We start from the raw sequence: 16,728 nt of genomic DNA on the forward strand, positions 1-16,728 counted from the left end.
ACATTGGTCAGCGCTCGTGTCTGAGGTGAAGCGTCGCGGACTTACGCCTACTGATCATTGCCGCGTGCCCGCTGAGGCTATGCAAGTGTGCATCGCGAGACCTTGCGCCGTGGGCTTGGCTGGCGCGTTGCGGCCGACTACTGTGCCGCCATTCGACGTCGAGTGTGTGGGGCGATCTCGTTGGTTAGGTATCTGCAATGATGTTCCGTTTGACGGAACAGCTGTCGTTTGGCCGAGTCCTGATGCGGACTCTGATCGTCCTCGCCTATCTCATCATCTTCGCGCCCGTCGTGATGATCGTGGTCACGAGCTTCTTTGCGCAGGAGCTGATCAGTTTCCCGCCGCCGGCGCTCTCCCTGAAATGGTACGCCAACGCATGGGACAAGCCCGAATTCCTGCGCGGCCTGCTCACGAGTTTCCAGGTCGCCCTCTTGGCGGCGGCGATCGGCGTGCCGATCGGCACGGCTGCCGCGCTCGCCATCGTGCGCGGCGAGTTCCCGGGACGCCAGGCCTTGAGCTCCTTCCTCCTGGCGCCGCTCGCCGTGCCCGGCGTGGTCGCCGGCTCCGGCCTCTATATGCTCTACGTGCTGGCCGAGGATTTTTTCGACCGCGATATCAAGGCGACCACCGAAGGGCTGGTGGTGGCGCACTCGCTGCTCGCAATCCCCTGGACCGTGCGTCTTGTGGTAGCGAGCCTGCAAGGGCTCGACCGCAGAGCTGAAGAGGCGGCCGCCAATCTCGGCGCTGGTCCGTTCACCGTGTTTCGCCGCATCACCTTGCCGATGATGCGGCCGGGCATCGTCGCCGCGGCGATGTTTTCCTTCATCCAGAGCTTCGAGAATCTCGACCTCTCGATGCTGCTCGTCGGCCCCGGTCGGATCACGCTTCCCGTCGCGATGCTGAACTATCTTGAATTCCGGATCGACCCCACCCTGGCTGCGGTGGCGACTGTCCAGATCACCCTGGTTGGCCTGCTGATGCTGGTGACCGACCGCTTCGTCAAACTCTCCCGGGTCGTTTGATGTCGCGGCTGTCTCTTGAAAAATTGAGCAAGCGCTTCGGCACCTCGGTCGCGGTCGATGAACTCGATCTCACGATCCAGCAGGGCGAACTGGTTGCGCTGCTCGGCCCCTCCGGCTGCGGCAAGACCACCACCTTGCGGATGGTCGCGGGATTCCTGCCGCCAACCGGTGGCCGCGTGCTGTTCGACGCCGAGGATGTCACGAGGTTGCCGGCCCACAAGCGCGGCACCGGCATGGTGTTCCAGTCCTACGCGCTGTTTCCGCACATGACGACGGCCGACAATGTCGGCTTCGGACTCGAAATGCGCGGGCTGAATGCAGCGGAGCGCAAGGCGAGGATCGACGAGGCGCTCAGGCTCGTGCGGCTGTCGCATCTTGCCGATCGCTTGCCGCGCCAGCTCTCCGGCGGCCAGCAGCAACGCGTGGCGTTGGCGCGGGCGCTGGTGATCAACCCGCGCATCTTCCTGCTCGACGAGCCTCTGTCCAATCTCGATGCCAAATTGCGCAGCGAGGTGCGGCTGGAGATCCGCGCGCTGCAGCAGCGCCTGGGCCTGACCACCTTGATGGTCACGCATGATCGCGAGGAGGCGCTGACCATGGCCGATCGTCTCGTCGTCATGGAGGGCGGCCGGGTGCGCCAGATCGGCACGCCGCAACAGCTGTACGACATGCCGAGCGACGCCTTCGTCGCGGACTTCGTCGGGCGCTGCAACATCCTGCTCGGCCGCCGCGAAGACGCCTCTCACTTCCGCACCGAGGGCGGCCTGCTGCTGCCGGTCGACTCGGCTGCGGATGAATGCAAGGATGCGACGGCCTTTGCGCTGCGGCCGGAGCGCATCGTGCTGCAGGTGGATGCGACCGCAGGGCTGCAGGGGCGATTGCAGGCCGTCACCTATATGGGCCCGCAGACCGAATATGTGATCGCAGTAGGCGATGAGACCCTGGTGGTGGTCCGCCAGACACCGAGTGCCGGTGAGCCGCTCGCTGCGCTCAGGCCCGACGACTTCGTGTCCCTGCAATGGGACCACAAGGCTCCGCGCCTTGTCCCGCAAACATCAGCATGAGTGAGAGGTCATCATGATTTCGCGACGCCATTTTCTCTCTGCAACCGCCGGCGCTGCGGCGTTGGCCTCCGCTTTCCCTGCGCGCGCCGAAGGTGGCCAGGTCGTGGTCGGCACCTGGGGCGGCGACTATGGGCAGCTGCTGAGCGATATCATCGACAAGCCGATCCTGGTGCCGAAGGGCTACGAGATCGTACAGGACATTGCCAACAATGATCCGCGCAAGACCAAGCTGCTCGCCGAGCGACAGAGCCGGCGTGGCTCGATGGATGTTGCGTGTCTCTCCGACGGCGACATGTACATCGTTGCGCAATCGGGCACGTTCGATCCGGTCGACGCCAAACAGGTGACGCGGCTCGACAAGGTGTTTCCGGAGCTGAAGAGCGAGATCGCGATCCCGCACATCTATTCCGCGCAGGTCATCCTCTACAACACCAACCTGGTGAAGACACCGCCGCAATCCTTCGCCGACCTGTGGGATCCGAAATGGCGCGGCCGGGTCGGCCTCGCCGACATCCTTTATCCCAACAACACGCTGGCTGCAGCGCTGGCCGGCGGCGGCGGCCCGTCCAATCTCGACCCGGCCGAGAAGAAGCTGATGGAATGGCGCTCGCTCGACGTAAAGATCTATCCGTCGAACGAGGCGTTGGCGGCGGCGCTGAAGTCGGAGGAGGTGTGGCTGACCACGATGTGGCTTGCCCGCGGCTTCATGTGGAAGAAGGCCGGCATTCCCTTGAACCACGTGGTCGCCAAGGAAGGCGCGCCGGCGATCGTATTCCAGGCCTCGGTGCCGAAGAACGCCAGGAACAAGCCGGGCGGCTTCGCCTATCTCGATGCCATGCTGGACGCCAAGGCCCAGGTCGCGTTCTGCGACAAGATGGGCTACGTGCCCACTGTGTCGGATGCGGTGCTGTCGGAGGATCTCGCCAAGCAGGTCAGCCTCAACGAGGCCGAGCGCGCCCGTCTGTTGAAGCCGGACTATGCCTACGCCGCTGGCCGCACCCAGCGTACGCAGGACTTCTGGAACAAGGACTTCAAGGGCTAGATCTAGGGGCTCGATGATGGCGCTGCTGGTGGTTCCCGCCTGTCTGCTGGTGCTGGCTCTGCTGGTCGGGCCGATGATCCTGATGTTTCGGATCTCGCTCAACCAGTTCAGTCCGACCCAGCTGATGGTGCAGGCCTTCACGCCCGAGAATTATATCAAGGCCGCGACCGACCCGTATTACCAGCAGATCATCGTCTCGACGCTCGGCATCGCGCTGCTTTGCACCCTGCTGACGCTTGTGCTCGCCTTTCCGGCGGCCTACTGGCTCGGCCGCATCGAGAGCCGCTGGAAGAGTTTCGTGGTGATCGCGACGCTGTTTCCGCTGCTGGTCGGCAACGTCGTGCGCTCGGCCGGATGGATGGCGCTGTTCTCGCGTGACGGCCTGCTCAACACCGCGCTGGAAAAAATCGGCCTGATCTCCGAGCCATTGGAGATCATGTACACGCCGAAGGCGGTCATCCTCGGCATCATCGCGGTGGTGCTTCCTTACATGATCCTGACCATCGCATCCGTGATCGAAAGCATTCCGCACGATCTCGAGGATGCGGCCGCCAATCTCGGCGCCTCCGGAGCGCGCGTGTTCTGGAGGGTCATCTTGCCGCTGTCCGCGCCGGGTGTCGCGGCGGGCTCGATCCTGGTGTTCGTGCTTTGCATGAATACCTATGCAACAGCGGTGCTTCTCGGCGGCCCCAAATTCAAGATGATGGCTCCGGCCGTCTACGACCAGTTCGTGCGCGGCAACAATTGGCCGATGGGCGCCGCGCTCGCCTTCATGCTGCTGGCAGTGACGATGGCATTCACGGTGTTTGGCAGCGTCGCTTTCGCGCGGCGGTACAGGACGGCGTAGGGCGATGATAACGATTGCCGTCATTGCGAGGAGCGTCAGCGACGAAGCAATCCAGACCTGCTTTCCGACCCTGGATTGCTTTACTTCGCTCGCTATGACGACAACTGATTGGAATACAAGGAAACGAGAGCATGATTGAACAGGCCGACATCCTTCCGGGCGACGAGCTCGCGCATATCAGGAACAAGGGTGAAGTGCCGATCGTGCCGAAGGCGACCTCGCGCGATCGCGGCACGGGTCCGTTCAGGCGGCTGGCGCTGCGCGGGGCCACGGTGATTGACGGCACCGGCGCGCCGCCGATCGGTCCCGTCGACATCGTCGTCGAGAACGGCCGCATCGTCAGCATCAAGAAGGTGGTCGGCTATGGCTACGACGCCGGCTCGGGCCAATCGGCCGATCATGAGATCGATTGCCGCGGCAAATGGGTGACGCCGGGCTTCGTCGATTGCCACGCCCATGCCGGCGTCGCCTATCATTCGGCGAACGGCTGGGTGCCGCCGGTCGATTATGTCTACAAGCTGTGGCTGGCGCATGGCGTCACCACGGTCCGCGAGATGGGCTCGATGAACGGGCTGTCCTGGATGATCGACCAGCGCGAGCGCGCCCAGGCGAACACGATCGCGGCGCCGCGGCTGTTGGCCTACGCCTATTTCCCGGCCGTCAACGACATGGTCAAGACGATTTATACGCCGGAGCAGGGCCGCGCCTGGCTGCGCGACGTGAAGGCGCGCGGCGCGGACGGCATCAAGTTCTTCGGCGCGCCGCCGGCGATCATGGAGGCGGCGCTCGACGAGTGCAAGAAGCTCGGCCTGCGCGCCGGATGCCATCACGCGCAGATGGCGGTGTCGCGCATGAACGCGTTGACCACCGCGCGCTGGGGCCTGACCAGCGCCGAGCACTATTACGGCCTGCCGGAGGCGCTGTTCGAGGATCGCGTGATCCAGAACTTCCCGCTCGACTACAACTACACCGACGAATATTTCCGCTTCTCGGTGTCGGGCCAGATGTTCCGGCAGGGCGCCGAACCCGGCTCGGCGAAGTGGAATGAGGTGCTGGAGCAGTTCCTGGAGCTCGGCTTCACCTTCGTTCCGACATTCACGATCTATGACGCCAACCGCGATTTGATGCGCGCGCGTCAGGCCTATTGGCACAAGGATTACACCTGGAAGTCGATGTGGGACTACTTCACCCCGCAGCGCGGCGGCCACGGCTCCTACTGGTATCGCTGGTCGACCCAGAACGAGATCGAGTGGAAGGAGAATTACCGGCTCTGGATGGCCTTCATCAATGAATACAAGAACCGAGGTGGCCGGGTCTGCACCGGCTCCGATTCCGGCTTCATCTACCAGATTTTCGGCTTCGGCTATGTGCGCGAACTGGAGCTGCTGCAGGAGGCCGGCTTCCATCCGCTGGAGGTGATCCGCTCGGCGACATCGCAAGGCGCGGCGCTGTGCGGTCTCCAGGACGAGATCGGCACCATCGACATCGGCATGCGCGCCGACATGCTGGTGCACGACCACAACCCTCTGACCGATTTCAAGCTGCTCTACGGCACCGGCGCGATGCGCTTCAATGATGCCTCCAACGCGGTCGAATGGCATCGTGGTCTGAAATACACGATCAAGGACGGCATCATCTACGACACCGAGGAACTGCTGGCCGACGTGCGCGAACTGGTCAAGGCGAGCTGGGAAAGCGACGTCCCGGAGAAGTACGCAGCCAAGGATGCCGCGGCGCCATGAGCGCTGACATCATCGACTTCTTCGTCCTGACCGGCTTTCTCGGCTCGGGCAAGACCTCGCTGCTGCGCGATCTCCTGCTGGGGGCGGCAGCGGCCGACACCGCCGTGATCGTCAACGAGGTCGGCGAGATCGGGCTCGACGGCGTGATCCTGCGCGAGAGCGGGGACGATGTGCCGATGGCCATGCTCTCCAACGGCTGCGTCTGCTGCCAGATCGGCTCCGACCTTGCATTCACGATCGACCGCCTGATCATGGCGCCGCGCCCTGCAGGCGCGGGGCCGTTGCGGCGAATCATCCTGGAGACGTCCGGCCTGTCGATGCCGGGTCCGGTGTTGCGCCAGCTCGCGACCTTGGCCGAGCATCGGATGCGCGTCGCCGTGATCGGCACCTACGATCTCACGCGGGGCGCGGCGGTGGCTGCCTTCGAGGAGGCGGCGGCGCAATGGGCGGCGTCGCACCGCATCGTCGCGACCAAGGCCGACCTGCTCGGATCAGAAGGCTTGGCCAAAGCGCCGGACGCGATCGCCAGCATCAATCCGGTCGCCGAGGTGGTTGTGACCGCCGATCGCGCCTTGGCCGTGAAGATCGCCTTCGCGCCGCTGATGGCGGCGCTGCCGTTGCGCGAACCGGCGCCGATGCTGACATCGGCGCATCCGCGGCTGGCGTTATGTCTGGCGCGGCCGGCGGGCGGACTCGCTTATTCCGATCTCGCTGCCTGGCTCGATAACCTTGCCGGCGCGCTTGGCGAACGCCTGCTCCGCATCAAGGGGCTGGTCGGGGTTCACGAGGCGCCGCGACCGCTCCTGATCGAGAGTGTCGGCACGGTGTTCTCGCCCCCGCGCCAGCTCTCTGCTGAGAATCCGCCGCAGCCCTTCATCGTGGTGATCGCGCGTGATGTCGCGCGGGTTGAGATCGAGCAGGTCGCGCCAGCGGGTCTGTTCACCTACACTTGGCGGCAGCCGGAGACCGCGCTGGATGCGCCCACAATCAAAGCGGAATGGGTGAGCTGAGCAGATGAGTGGGACCGACACGACCGCGTCGGCCTGGCGGGTGCCGCCGGCCGACTATGTGGCGGCGCGGCCAGTCGACTATCGGCTGACTCAGCCGTCCTCTTGCTACGTGACGATGCACGACGGCTGCCGCATCGCCGTCGATGCCTACGTGCCACAGCCGAAGGATGGTGCCGGTCCGGGCCGTTTCCCGACGCTGCTGTTCTTCACCCCCTACTATCGTCGCTTCAAGCTCAGGCCGGGGGGCAGCGGCGAGGTCAATCCCAACACCGGCAAGTTTCGCGACTACTTCGTGCCGCGCGGTTACGCTGTCGTCGTCGTGGATGTACGCGGCACCGGCGCCAGCTTCGGCACGCGCGACAGCTTCCGCTCCCCCAGGGAGCGTGAGGACAGCCGCGAGATCGCCGAGTGGGTCGTTGCGCAGTCCTGGTCGAATGGCGCAATCGGGGCTACCGGCATCTCTTATCTCGGGGCTGCCGCCGATTTCCTCGCCAGCACCGGACATCCTGCGGTGAAGGCGATCGCGCCGTTGTGCTCGGTCTGGGACACCTACGCCGACAATTACTTCCCTGGCGGCATTCAGCTGAAATCGCTGACCAAGGTCTATGACGAACTGATGGTCGGGCTCGATCACGATCGGCGCGACGTTCTCCGTCAGTTTTCCTATTTCGCCAATCCGGACTTCGAAGGGCCCCAACCGGTCGATGAAGACCCAGATGGCGTGCTGCTGAACGCGGCGATCACAGAGCATCTCGGCAATTTCCGCCAGACCGATTTCATGGCCGAGTTCAGGTTTCGCGAGGAGGGGCTGCCTTACGATCCCACCTTCAGCTCGGCCTCGTTCAGTCCCTATGCGGTGTCTGACGGCATCAGGCCGGACGTCGCGATCCTGTCGGTGTCCGGCTGGTTCGACGGCGCCGGTTATGCCAATGGCGCCATCGCGCGGTATCTCACCCTGCAGGACAATCCGCGGCATCTGTTGCTGGGCCCGTGGGATCACGGCGCCCGCATCGATATCTCGCCGTGGCGCACGTCGGTCGAGCCGGGCTTTCCGCTGCTCGGCGAAGTGCTGCGCTTCTTCGACACCTATCTGCTCGGCTATGACACCGGGCTGATCGACGAGGCGCCGATCCATTATTACGCGGTGCATGCGGAGCGCTGGCGCGCCGCGCATCAATGGCCCCCGGTCATGGCGCGACAGCGGTTGTATCTGGCGTCCGATGGAGCGCTTGCCGAGGCCGCGCCGCAAGCGGGCGAAGATCGATATCGGGTCGATTTCAGCCGCGGCACCGGCAACAACACCCGCTATGAGCGCATCGCGGGTATCGACAGCCGGGACTATTACGCGGACTGGCAGGGGCGGACCGAGGCGATGCTGAGCTACACCGGCGCGCCCTTGCCGTCGGCGATGGAGCTCGCCGGGCACGGGCTTGCGGAGCTCTGGCTTGCCTCGGGCGAACCGGATCTCGCACTGTTCGTCTATCTCACCGAGATCGAGGCCGACGGCACCGAGCGCTATGTCACCGAAGGCCTGCTGCGTGCGCTCCATCGCAAAGAGAGTGAAGCGCCGGACAATTATCGCACAGCATGGCCATTCCGCAGCTTTGCTCGGGGCGATGCCATGCCGCTGATCCCGGGACAGTTCGAACGTATCCGCGTGCCGCTGCTTCCCGTTGCTTGGCAATTCGCGAGAGGCAGCCGCATCCGCATCTCCATCGCGGGCCATGACGATGATCATTGCGGCCAGGTGCCGCATGGCCGTCCGCCGCTGATCACGCTGATGCGTGGCGGCGACAACGCGTCCGCGATCGAGCTGCCGTTGGTTGCGGTGTGACGAAGCCGGTCTGTTGCCGCGTTGTCAGTGCGTCACCTCCTCCGCAAGTGGGGGAGGTGACGAGCGTCGCATTCTGGCGAATGATAGACTACCGCTCCGGATAGCTCATCGCATAAGCGTCCATGAGCGCCTGCTCGAGCAGCCGACCCGCGCTGTAGCTTGCAAGTGTCGCTGGGCGCTCCACGCCGGGCAGCAGGCGGTCGCACGGCTCGGGCGCGCCGAGCACGGTGCGCACGGGAATGCGTTCGGCATGGATCGGCAGCGCATAGTCTTCCTCGTCATCGATGATGCCGGCGGAGCGGATCTTCGCCGAGGCCTTCTCGATTTCCATCGCGACAACGGCGGTCGCTTTGAGCTCCTGCTCCGTGGTCGGGCGCAAGGTTGCGGTGCGGCCAGGGAAGAAGCGATCGACCATCATGGTGAGGGCACGTGCTTTCTCGGCCTGGTCCTCGATCAGCTTCGCGTGGCCGAACGCCATCACCGCGCGGTAGTCGGCCGAATGGTGAAAACCGCTGCGCGCCAGCACCAGGCTGTCGAGATGGGTGACCGTGAGGCAGGCTGGCTGCCCCTCCGAAAGATTGCGCAGCATGCGGCTGGCGCTGGAGCCGTGCCAGTACAGCGTGGTCCCTTCGCGCCAATAGAGCGTCGGTGTGCAATAGGGCCGGCCGTCGATGACATAGGCGACATGGCACAGCGCGGCGGAATCGAGCAGGGCGTGGACGGTGGCGTAGTCATAGCGGCCACGGTCGTGGCGGCGCTTGACGCGGTTGGTCTCGTCGACGGGATAGCTGGCCGCGGCCTGCTCGGACATGGGACTTTCTCCTGTTGGATGATCGTCCATGCCATGGCAAAGTGGTTGCCGCGAGTTCCACTTTGATGCCAAACTTAGCAACCACTTCGAAACGCCGGGACGACGTTCTGGCCCTGCCGATCCGGCTCGACCGCGCCTTGCGCAATCAGCCGCAGCAGGTGCACGCGGCGCTGCGCACCGCCATCGTCGACGGGCTGCTGGCGCCGGGCTTGCGCCTGCCGTCGACACGGGCGTTGGCCGAGCAACTCGGCGTGCGCCGTAATGCCATCGTTGCGGCGTATGAACAGTTGCTCTCCGACGGGCTGGCTGAAGCGCGGCACGGCGCCGGCACCTATGTCGCGGCGCAGCTGCCGGCGCCGCCACCGGCGGCTCCAGCGGCAGACTTCGCCGTCCAGACCACGCCGCACCGTCCGTTCGCGCTCGGCTTCACGCTCGTGGACGCTCCGTTGTTGAAGCGGCTTGCCGCTGCGAGCCGCCGCCGCATTGCGCAGGCCTCAAGCGATGAACTCGGCTATGGCGATCCGTGCGGCAGCCTGCATCTTCGTACGCAGATCGCCCATTATCTTGCGGCCAATCGCGGCATCCGCTGTGACCCGAGCTGCATCCTGATCGTGTGCGGCACGCAGCAGGGCTTGCGGCTCTGCGTCGAGGCGCTGCTGAGGCCGGGCGATCCCGTCTGGTTCGAGGACCCCGGCTATTATGCGTCGCGTAACACCTTGCGCGCATCCGGCATGAAGCTGGTGCCGGTGCCGGTCGACGGCGAAGGCATCGTGGTCGCCGCCGGCAAGAAGGCCGATGCAAGGGCGGCTTACGTGACGCCGTCGCATCAGTTCCCGACCGGAGTCGCGATGAGCATGGCGCGACGGGTTGCGCTGCTTAGCTGGGCGCAAGCGACCGATGCGTTCATCTTCGAGGACGATTACGACAGCGAGTACCGCTTTGCCGGCCCGCCACTCACGGCGTTGGCCGGTATCGGCGGCGAACGCGTGATCTATATCGGCACCTTCAGCAAGACCTTGTTCGCGGGTCTCAGGCTCGCTTATCTGGTGCTGCCGCCAGCGGTCGTGCCGCGCGTGGTCGCCGCGCGCGCCTCGCACGATCGCTTTCCGCCGCGCTTCATGCAGGATGCGCTCGCCGACCTGATGGCCGATGGCGAGATCGCAGCGCATATGCGGCGCATGCGCCTGCGCTATCGCCAGGCGCGCGACGCGGTCGCCGAGGCGTTGGAACGCTCGGCCAAAGGCTGCCTGCATCTGTCGGCGCCGGCTCAAGGCCTGCATCTGCTCGCCACGTTGCCGCCTGGCGCGCCCAAGGACGCGGCGCGGCTGATCCGCGAGCGTGCGGGGATCGAGAGCAGGTTGCTGTCGGACGCACGCATCGTGCAGCGCGGCCCGGACGGGTTCATCCTCGGCTACTCCGGCTTTGCAGTCAGCGATCTCATCGCTGCGGCCAGGCGGCTCGGGCGCGCCGCGCACGACAGGCTGCACGAGCGCGATCGCCGGGGCGATCAAAAAAAATAGTCGGCGAAAATTTCGCTTTTTCGGCGCGGAGACGACGGCCGGCAATCTGCCCACGACCGGACTGGCTGGCCTGCGCAAATGCTATCGATACGGATCGCTCTGGATGTTCGGCGCGGTCTGGCGCACGCGGCGCAGCGTGATCGGCGCGCCGTCGGAGACGAATTGCAGTTCATAGGCGCGGCCGGAGCGATCCGTTGCCTGACAGGTCACGCTTGCGACCTGCAGCGCGGCGAAATTGCCGATCTGGCGGCAGACGCCGGCCGAGGTCTCTGCTGCTGGCACCGGGATGCCATCGACCTTCGGCCGGTCCTTGGAGTTCAGCAGCATCCGGTCGACCGGCAGCTCATAGAGTTCCTGCTGGGTCCGCGAGCGGTGGCCATGAAGGCCGGAAAACGCGATGATGTGGCTTTGATCGGCCGGATCGTCGAGCGCGACCGTGAAGTGGGCGCGCCCCTTTTCGCTATGGAAGAAGGCGACCGCCTTGCACGGGTAATCCTGGCCGTCGACCTTGAGCGTACGGCAGGTGCCGGACATCAAAGCGTAGAGGTCGATGTCCGGGGCGACCTCCGGCGCCGTCGAGGCCGGGGTGGGCGTCTGGGCCAGCACAGGCGTGGCGAGAACCAGGACGCCCGCGAGGAGCATCGACCGGCCGGAGAAGCGATCAAGGAACCGATCAATGTACGAAGGCATGAAGGAGCGGGACCACATCGGACGAAGGTTGGGCCAGTCGGCAGAGCTATTGCAAGCAGGGTGACGGCGGAAAGGCGGCGAAAAAACGACAATGATTCATCGAGCTTATACCGCTCGCGAGGGGGTTCGTCACGCCCGCCGAGGACCGTCTCACCACACTATCGATGTGCCGGTCGCATCGATCTGGCTGGCCGACGTGCTCGCGGGCCCGATCACTCGGCCAGCGGGATCGTCGAGATGCTGCCCTGGAACTGGAAGGCCGCAGCCGTCCCCGCCGCTGCCTGATCGGCTCTCTGGATTGCTGCCGCCGAGAGCGGCCAACCTGCGGCCTTTATCGGATGCGTTCTGAAATGGAGATACTGGCGGCTGGTTAATATTGCTGGTTCTATGGTGATGACAAGCGTCGATGATGTATGGGGCTATTCCCGCAATCCTGCGTCGAGCTGATAGAGCAATGCGTGGAGCTTGCCCTTGCTACGAGGGCGAGGCGGAAATCGCTGAACCAGCTCCCTGACTTCGGGTGATGCATGCGAAATGGCCCAGCGAACCTCGGCATCTCCCTTGTCGGACCCGTCGCTTGCGGAAAGGGCGCTGGCGTGCGCGGCGTAGGCGGCCGGGCTCAAAATGTGACTTGTTTGGTGCGATGTCGCAATCGGATGTGTGTAGGCCGTTGCAGCAGCAGTCGAAGCTGCCCGAGCTGCCGCAGCGGCTGAAGGCTCATCGACCTCTTTCGCGGCTGATTGGGCGGCCCAAGCGAGCTTCCGCAGATTTGCCGTTCGCACGCCGCTTCGCGCAAAAACTTTGGCACCGTCAATGGCATCCCGCGGACGAGCGTCGTTTGGCGCGAGCGCTTCAAAAATCGGAAGCGCGCGTTCCGCGCAATCCGCCGCCCATCCCGCGATGTGACAAAGATCGGTCATCGTCAATTCGATCGCGGGCGGAAGATCGTCCATTGATTGCACTCCACGAGGGCGTCGCAATTCGTACTACTTGCCCATCAAGGCCTGCACCCGCAGCTTCCAGAGGTTCCAGACCCGGTCCATGATCACCATGTTGACGGCGTCGGCCTTGGCGCCTTCCTCCGGACTGAGATAGGTGACCTCGCTGCCGAGTCCGATCGCCTGGGCTTGCAGCTTGGCATTGACGTCGGTGTAATAGGCGCGGAACACCGCGACCTTCACCGCGGAGCCGACCGCGACATCGCCGTGGCCGCGCATCAGCACGATCGATTTGTTGCCGAGTGCAGTCGCCAGCGCGTTGCCGATGGCGTTGTTGCTCACCAGCATGTTGGTGGGGCCGAACTCCTTGCCGATGTCCCAGACCGGCGCGCCCGCGGCCAGGAAGGCGGCGTTGTGGAACAGTGGGCGTAGCGGGGTCTTGCTGACCGAAAACGGAATCACGCCCGGCGAATGGGTGTGCACGACCGCCATCACATCCGGCCGCGCCCGGTAGATGGCGGCGTGAATGAAGCGCTCGAGGAAGACGGTGCGGCCGCGCGCGTCGACCGGCTCGCCATTCTCGTCGAACTCCATGATGTCGTTGGCGGTCACCAGTGCCGGCGCGAGCGAACGCGACATCAGGAAATGCGACGGATTGGCCGGGTTGCGCACGCTGACATGGCCGAAACCGTCGACCACGCCGAGATCGGCAAGGATGCGGCTGCCGACCACGATGTCGTCGAGCAGTTCGTGCGGGACGTTGGGAATAGTCTCCTGCGCGTGCGATGGAGGGGCGGTCAGAAGCAGCAAAGTGATGGCGACGGCAGCAAGGTGGCTGATCCTGTGCATCTGATCGCTCCGACTGTGTGTGCTCGCCGAATTGGCTTCGACCCTCTGAGCATACGCGCCAATGGCTTACGTCACCGGTGCGGGATTGAACAGGGTGAGGTCGTTATGGATGCCCCAGCGGTCCGACCATGGCTTGGTCCGGCCGGAGGCGACATCGAGGATCAGTTTGAACAGCTCCCAGCCGGTCTCCTCGATCGTCATCTCCCCGGTCGCGATGCGCCCGGCGTCGAAGTCGATCAGGTCCTTCCAGCGCCGCGCCAGCTCGCTGCGGGTCGCGACCTTGATCACCGGCGCGGCGGCGAGACCGTAGGGCGTGCCGCGGCCGGTGGTGAACACCTGCAGGGTGATGCCGGAGGCGAGCTGCAGCGTCCCGCAGATGAAGTCGGAGGCAGGCGTCGCCGCGAACAGCATGCCCTTCTGCCGCGCCTTCTCACCCGGAGCCAGCACGCCCGCGATCGGGCTGGAGCCGGACTTGACGATCGAGCCGAGTGACTTCTCGACGATGTTGGCGAGGCCGCCCTTCTTGTTGCCGGGCGTGGTGTTGGCGCTGCGGTCGGCGCCGCCGCGGGCGAGGTAGGCGTCATACCACGCCATCTCGCGCACCAGCGCGCGGCCGACCTCCTCGTTGATGGCGCGCCGGGTCAAGAGCTGGATCGCGTCGCGGACCTCGGTGACTTCGGAGAACATCACGGTCGCGCCGGCCCGCACCAGGAGGTCGGCGGCAAAGCCCACGGCCGGATTGGCGGTCACGCCCGAGAACGCGTCGCTGCCGCCGCATTGCAGGCCGATCACGAGGTCGGACGCGGGGCAGGTCTCGCGCTTGCGCGTGTTGAGCTGAGCGAGCCGTGCGTCGGCCTGGGTCATGATCGCATCGACGATGGCACCGAAGCCGTTGAAGGCTTCGTCCTGCATGCGCACGATCGCATTATCGACGCCTTCGGGCACCAGCCGCTCCGGCGCGAGCTTCTCGCAGCCGAGGCCGACCACCAGGATCTCGCCGCCAAAGTTCGGGTTTTGCGCGAGGTTCTGCAGGGTGCGGATCGGCACCACGGCATCGGGCGCGGTGATGGCGACACCGCAGCCATAGGCGTGGGTCAGGCCGACGACGTCATCGACGTTGGGATATTTGGGAAGCAGCTCGTTCTTGATCCGCTTGATCGCGAATTCCAGCGTCCCCTTGACGCATTGCACCGAGGTCGAGATGCCCAGCACGTTCTTGGTGCCGACCGAGCCGTCGGCATTGCGATAGCCCTCGAAGGTGTAGCCTTCGAGCGGGGGCAACGGGGCTGGCACGGCGGTTGCGATCTCGAGCTTGTCCAGGGCAGGCGCCTCGGGCATCTCGATGCGGGCCTCGTCGACCCACTCGCCGGCCGCGATCGGCGATTTGGCGGTGCCGATGATTTCGCCGTAGCGGACGATGGGCTGGCCCTGGCCGATATCGACCAGCGCGGTCTTGTGACCCTGCGGCACGAAGCTTTTCAGCTCCAGGCCGTCGGGAAATCTGGTGCCGGCAGGCAGGCCGAAATCATTGACGACGATCGCGACATTGTCGCGCGCGTTGAGCTTGATATAGCGCGGCTCCGCCGCCGCGACTGTCAGATGTTTCATGCCTGCTCCCTTCGGACTAACTCGTAGGGTGGGCAAAGCGAAGCGTGCCCACCGCCTTGTCGGTCAATCCGGCCGGTGGGCACGGCGCTGCGCGCCTTTGCCCACCCTACAGATCTGACTTGAATTTTCGTCATTGCGAGCGAAGCGGCTTGTCCACCCTAGCCCGAAGGGCGACGGCGGAAGCAATCCAGGCTCAAAAAGAAAGTCTGGATTGCTTCGTCGCCTTCGGCTCCTCGCAATGACGAAGCGTGTCAGCGGCTCACGCCGGATAGGTGTAGGCCGTCTTGACCGTGGTGTAGAACTCGCGCGCGTAGGAGCCCTGCTCGCGGGCGCCATAGCTCGAGCCTTTGCGGCCGCCGAACGGCACGTGATAGTCGACGCCGGCGGTCGGCAGATTGACCATCACCATGCCGGCCTCGCTGTTGCGCTTGAAGTGCGACGAGTACTTCAGGCTCGAGGTGCAGATGCCGGCTGCCAAACCGAACGGCGTGTCGTTGGCGATCGCAAGCGCCTCGTCGTAGGTCTTGGCGCGGATCACCGCGGCAACCGGCCCGAAGATCTCCTCCCGCGCGATGCGCATGCTGTTGCTGACTTCGGTGAACAGCGCCGGCTGCATGTAGAAGCCGGGAGTCTCGCGGTTGAGCAGCTCGCCGCCCCAGGTGAGCTTGGCGCCTTCGTCCTGGCCGATCTTGAGGTAGCGCTGATCCTGCTCGAGCTGGTTCTGGTCGACGACCGGGCCGATATGGGTGCCCTGCTTCACGGCGTCGTCGACCACGAGGCCCTTGAGCCGCTCGGTCATCGCCACGACGAACTTGTCATGGATGCCGTCGGTCACGATCAGGCGCGAAGAGGCCGTGCAACGCTGGCCGGTGGAGAAATAGGAGCCATTGACGCAGGCTTCGACCGCGACCTTGAGGTCGGCGTCGTCGAGCACGATCATCGGATTCTTGCCGCCCATCTCGAGCTGGAATTTCTTCAGGGGATCCGAGGTCACGCAGGCCTGCGCGATTCTGCGCCCCGTCGCGACCGAGCCGGTGAAGGAGATCGCGCTGACGTCGGGATGTTCGAGCAGGGTCTGGCCCACCACCGAGCCGGAGCCGACCACCAGATTGAAGACACCGGCAGGGATGCCGGAGCGCGCGATGATCTCGGAGAGTGCGTGTGCCGAGCCGGGCACGAGCTCGGCCGGCTTAAATACGACGGTGTTGCCGTAGCAGAGCGCCGGCGCGATCTTCCAGGCGGGAATCGCGATCGGGAAATTCCAGGGCGTGATCAGGCCGACCACGCCGACCGGCTCGCGGACGATCTCGACCTCGATGCTTGGTCGCACCGACGGACCTTTCTCGCCGGTGAGCCGCAGCGCTTCGCCGGCAAAGAATGCGAAGATCTGTCCGGCACGGGCGACCTCGCCGATGCCTTCGGGCAGCGTCTTGCCCTCTTCGCGCGCCAGCAACCGGCCGAGCTCTTCCTTGCGGGAGAGGATCTCGGCCGAGACCTTGTTGAGCGCGTCGTAGCGCTCCTGCGGGGTCGAGCGCGACCAGGCCGGGAAGGCGGCTTTGGCGGCGGCGATCGCCTTCTCGGTCTGCGCCTTGTCGGCCTTGGCATATTCGCCGACGACATCATTGGTGTTGGAAGGATTGATGTTGCGCGTGGCGCCGCTGCCGTCGACCCATTCGCCGGCAATGAAATTCTTCAAGATCGCGTTCATGTTGTTCTCCGAGAAGTTGCGCGATTGGACGGGCACCTTACCC

General features: G+C 65.0%; 14 protein-coding genes. 8 read left to right on the forward strand and 6 right to left on the reverse strand.

Annotation, left to right across the window (positions count from 1 at the left end; translation table 11 throughout):
* The first annotated feature begins 197 nt into the window (after window positions 1-197).
* The 7 genes from QX034_RS17845 (at window position 198) to QX034_RS17875 (ending at window position 8,561) form a co-directional block, all read left to right on the forward strand.
* Window positions 198-1,022 (forward strand): ABC transporter permease, encoded by an 825-nt coding sequence (locus tag QX034_RS17845; protein ID WP_315701207.1) that lies wholly within the window; start codon window positions 198-200, stop codon window positions 1,020-1,022.
* Complete coding sequence (locus QX034_RS17850) at window positions 1,022-2,086, forward strand: ABC transporter ATP-binding protein (RefSeq protein WP_315730061.1); 1,065 nt, start codon at window positions 1,022-1,024, stop codon at window positions 2,084-2,086. Before QX034_RS17845 ends, QX034_RS17850 begins: the two co-directional genes overlap by 1 nt.
* A 13-nt stretch (window positions 2,087-2,099) precedes the next feature.
* Window positions 2,100-3,128 carry an extracellular solute-binding protein gene (locus QX034_RS17855; protein WP_315730062.1) on the forward strand — a complete coding sequence of 343 codons (1,029 nt, stop codon included), beginning with the start codon at window positions 2,100-2,102 and terminating at the stop codon, window positions 3,126-3,128.
* A 16-nt stretch (window positions 3,129-3,144) separates the two neighbouring features.
* The gene (locus QX034_RS17860) at window positions 3,145-3,975 is read left to right on the forward strand and encodes an ABC transporter permease (protein WP_315730063.1); all 831 of its coding nucleotides are present in this window, start codon (window positions 3,145-3,147) and stop codon (window positions 3,973-3,975) included.
* Between the two features lie 131 nt (window positions 3,976-4,106).
* Window positions 4,107-5,717, forward strand: a complete 1,611-nt coding sequence (locus QX034_RS17865; protein ID WP_315742998.1) for an amidohydrolase family protein — start codon at window positions 4,107-4,109, stop codon at window positions 5,715-5,717.
* Window positions 5,714-6,727, forward strand: a complete 1,014-nt coding sequence (locus QX034_RS17870) for a CobW family GTP-binding protein (protein ID WP_315701202.1) — start codon at window positions 5,714-5,716, stop codon at window positions 6,725-6,727. Before QX034_RS17865 ends, QX034_RS17870 begins: the two co-directional genes overlap by 4 nt.
* Before the next feature lie 4 nt (window positions 6,728-6,731).
* The gene (locus tag QX034_RS17875; RefSeq protein ID WP_315701201.1) at window positions 6,732-8,561 is read left to right on the forward strand and encodes a CocE/NonD family hydrolase; all 1,830 of its coding nucleotides are present in this window, start codon (window positions 6,732-6,734) and stop codon (window positions 8,559-8,561) included.
* Window positions 8,562-8,649: 88 nt separating this feature from the next.
* Here the strand turns inward: QX034_RS17875 and QX034_RS17880 are convergent, their stop codons facing one another.
* Entirely contained in the window at window positions 8,650-9,372 is a 723-nt protein-coding gene (locus QX034_RS17880; RefSeq protein ID WP_315701199.1) for a pyridoxamine 5'-phosphate oxidase family protein, read from the reverse strand.
* A gap of 65 nt (window positions 9,373-9,437) precedes the next feature.
* Between QX034_RS17880 and QX034_RS17885 the strand changes: the two genes are divergently transcribed.
* A complete protein-coding gene (locus QX034_RS17885) occupies window positions 9,438-10,892 on the forward strand; it encodes a PLP-dependent aminotransferase family protein (protein WP_316173246.1) in 1,455 nt (484 codons plus the stop codon).
* A gap of 81 nt (window positions 10,893-10,973) precedes the next feature.
* Here the strand turns inward: QX034_RS17885 and QX034_RS17890 are convergent, their stop codons facing one another.
* From QX034_RS17890 to QX034_RS17910, 5 genes are all read right to left on the reverse strand, one after another.
* Window positions 10,974-11,534 carry a hypothetical protein gene (locus tag QX034_RS17890; protein ID WP_315701197.1) on the reverse strand — a complete coding sequence of 187 codons (561 nt, stop codon included), beginning with the start codon at window positions 11,532-11,534 and terminating at the stop codon, window positions 10,974-10,976.
* Between the two features lie 467 nt (window positions 11,535-12,001).
* The gene (locus QX034_RS17895) at window positions 12,002-12,535 is read right to left on the reverse strand and encodes a putative immunity protein (protein WP_315701196.1); all 534 of its coding nucleotides are present in this window, start codon (window positions 12,533-12,535) and stop codon (window positions 12,002-12,004) included.
* Between the two features lie 33 nt (window positions 12,536-12,568).
* The gene (locus tag QX034_RS17900) at window positions 12,569-13,369 is read right to left on the reverse strand and encodes a class II aldolase/adducin family protein (protein ID WP_316173249.1); all 801 of its coding nucleotides are present in this window, start codon (window positions 13,367-13,369) and stop codon (window positions 12,569-12,571) included.
* Between the two features lie 66 nt (window positions 13,370-13,435).
* Window positions 13,436-14,977 carry a galactarate dehydratase gene (gene garD / locus QX034_RS17905; protein WP_315701194.1) on the reverse strand — a complete coding sequence of 514 codons (1,542 nt, stop codon included), beginning with the start codon at window positions 14,975-14,977 and terminating at the stop codon, window positions 13,436-13,438.
* A gap of 259 nt (window positions 14,978-15,236) precedes the next feature.
* Window positions 15,237-16,685, reverse strand: coding sequence for an aldehyde dehydrogenase family protein (locus QX034_RS17910; protein ID WP_315701193.1), 1,449 nt, complete (start codon window positions 16,683-16,685; stop codon window positions 15,237-15,239).
* Window positions 16,686-16,728: the final 43 nt, after the last annotated feature.

Source organism: Bradyrhizobium sp. SZCCHNR3119 (genome assembly GCF_032487775.1).
Classification (GTDB): Bacteria; Pseudomonadota; Alphaproteobacteria; order Rhizobiales; family Xanthobacteraceae; genus Bradyrhizobium.

Coding starts and splice junctions, on each gene's coding strand:
- QX034_RS17845 (WP_315701207.1), top strand. CDS start 198: ATGATGTTCCGTTTGACGGAACAGCTGTCGTTTGGCCGAGTCCTGATG.
- QX034_RS17850 (WP_315730061.1), top strand. CDS start 1,022: ATGTCGCGGCTGTCTCTTGAAAAATTGAGCAAGCGCTTCGGCACCTCG.
- QX034_RS17855 (WP_315730062.1), top strand. CDS start 2,100: ATGATTTCGCGACGCCATTTTCTCTCTGCAACCGCCGGCGCTGCGGCG.
- QX034_RS17860 (WP_315730063.1), top strand. CDS start 3,145: ATGGCGCTGCTGGTGGTTCCCGCCTGTCTGCTGGTGCTGGCTCTGCTG.
- QX034_RS17865 (WP_315742998.1), top strand. CDS start 4,107: ATGATTGAACAGGCCGACATCCTTCCGGGCGACGAGCTCGCGCATATC.
- QX034_RS17870 (WP_315701202.1), top strand. CDS start 5,714: ATGAGCGCTGACATCATCGACTTCTTCGTCCTGACCGGCTTTCTCGGC.
- QX034_RS17875 (WP_315701201.1), top strand. CDS start 6,732: ATGAGTGGGACCGACACGACCGCGTCGGCCTGGCGGGTGCCGCCGGCC.
- QX034_RS17880 (WP_315701199.1), bottom strand. CDS start 9,372: ATGTCCGAGCAGGCCGCGGCCAGCTATCCCGTCGACGAGACCAACCGC.
- QX034_RS17885 (WP_316173246.1), top strand. CDS start 9,438: ATGCCAAACTTAGCAACCACTTCGAAACGCCGGGACGACGTTCTGGCC.
- QX034_RS17890 (WP_315701197.1), bottom strand. CDS start 11,534: ATGCTCCTCGCGGGCGTCCTGGTTCTCGCCACGCCTGTGCTGGCCCAG.
- QX034_RS17895 (WP_315701196.1), bottom strand. CDS start 12,535: ATGGACGATCTTCCGCCCGCGATCGAATTGACGATGACCGATCTTTGT.
- QX034_RS17900 (WP_316173249.1), bottom strand. CDS start 13,369: ATGCACAGGATCAGCCACCTTGCTGCCGTCGCCATCACTTTGCTGCTT.
- garD (WP_315701194.1), bottom strand. CDS start 14,977: ATGAAACATCTGACAGTCGCGGCGGCGGAGCCGCGCTATATCAAGCTC.
- QX034_RS17910 (WP_315701193.1), bottom strand. CDS start 16,685: ATGAACGCGATCTTGAAGAATTTCATTGCCGGCGAATGGGTCGACGGC.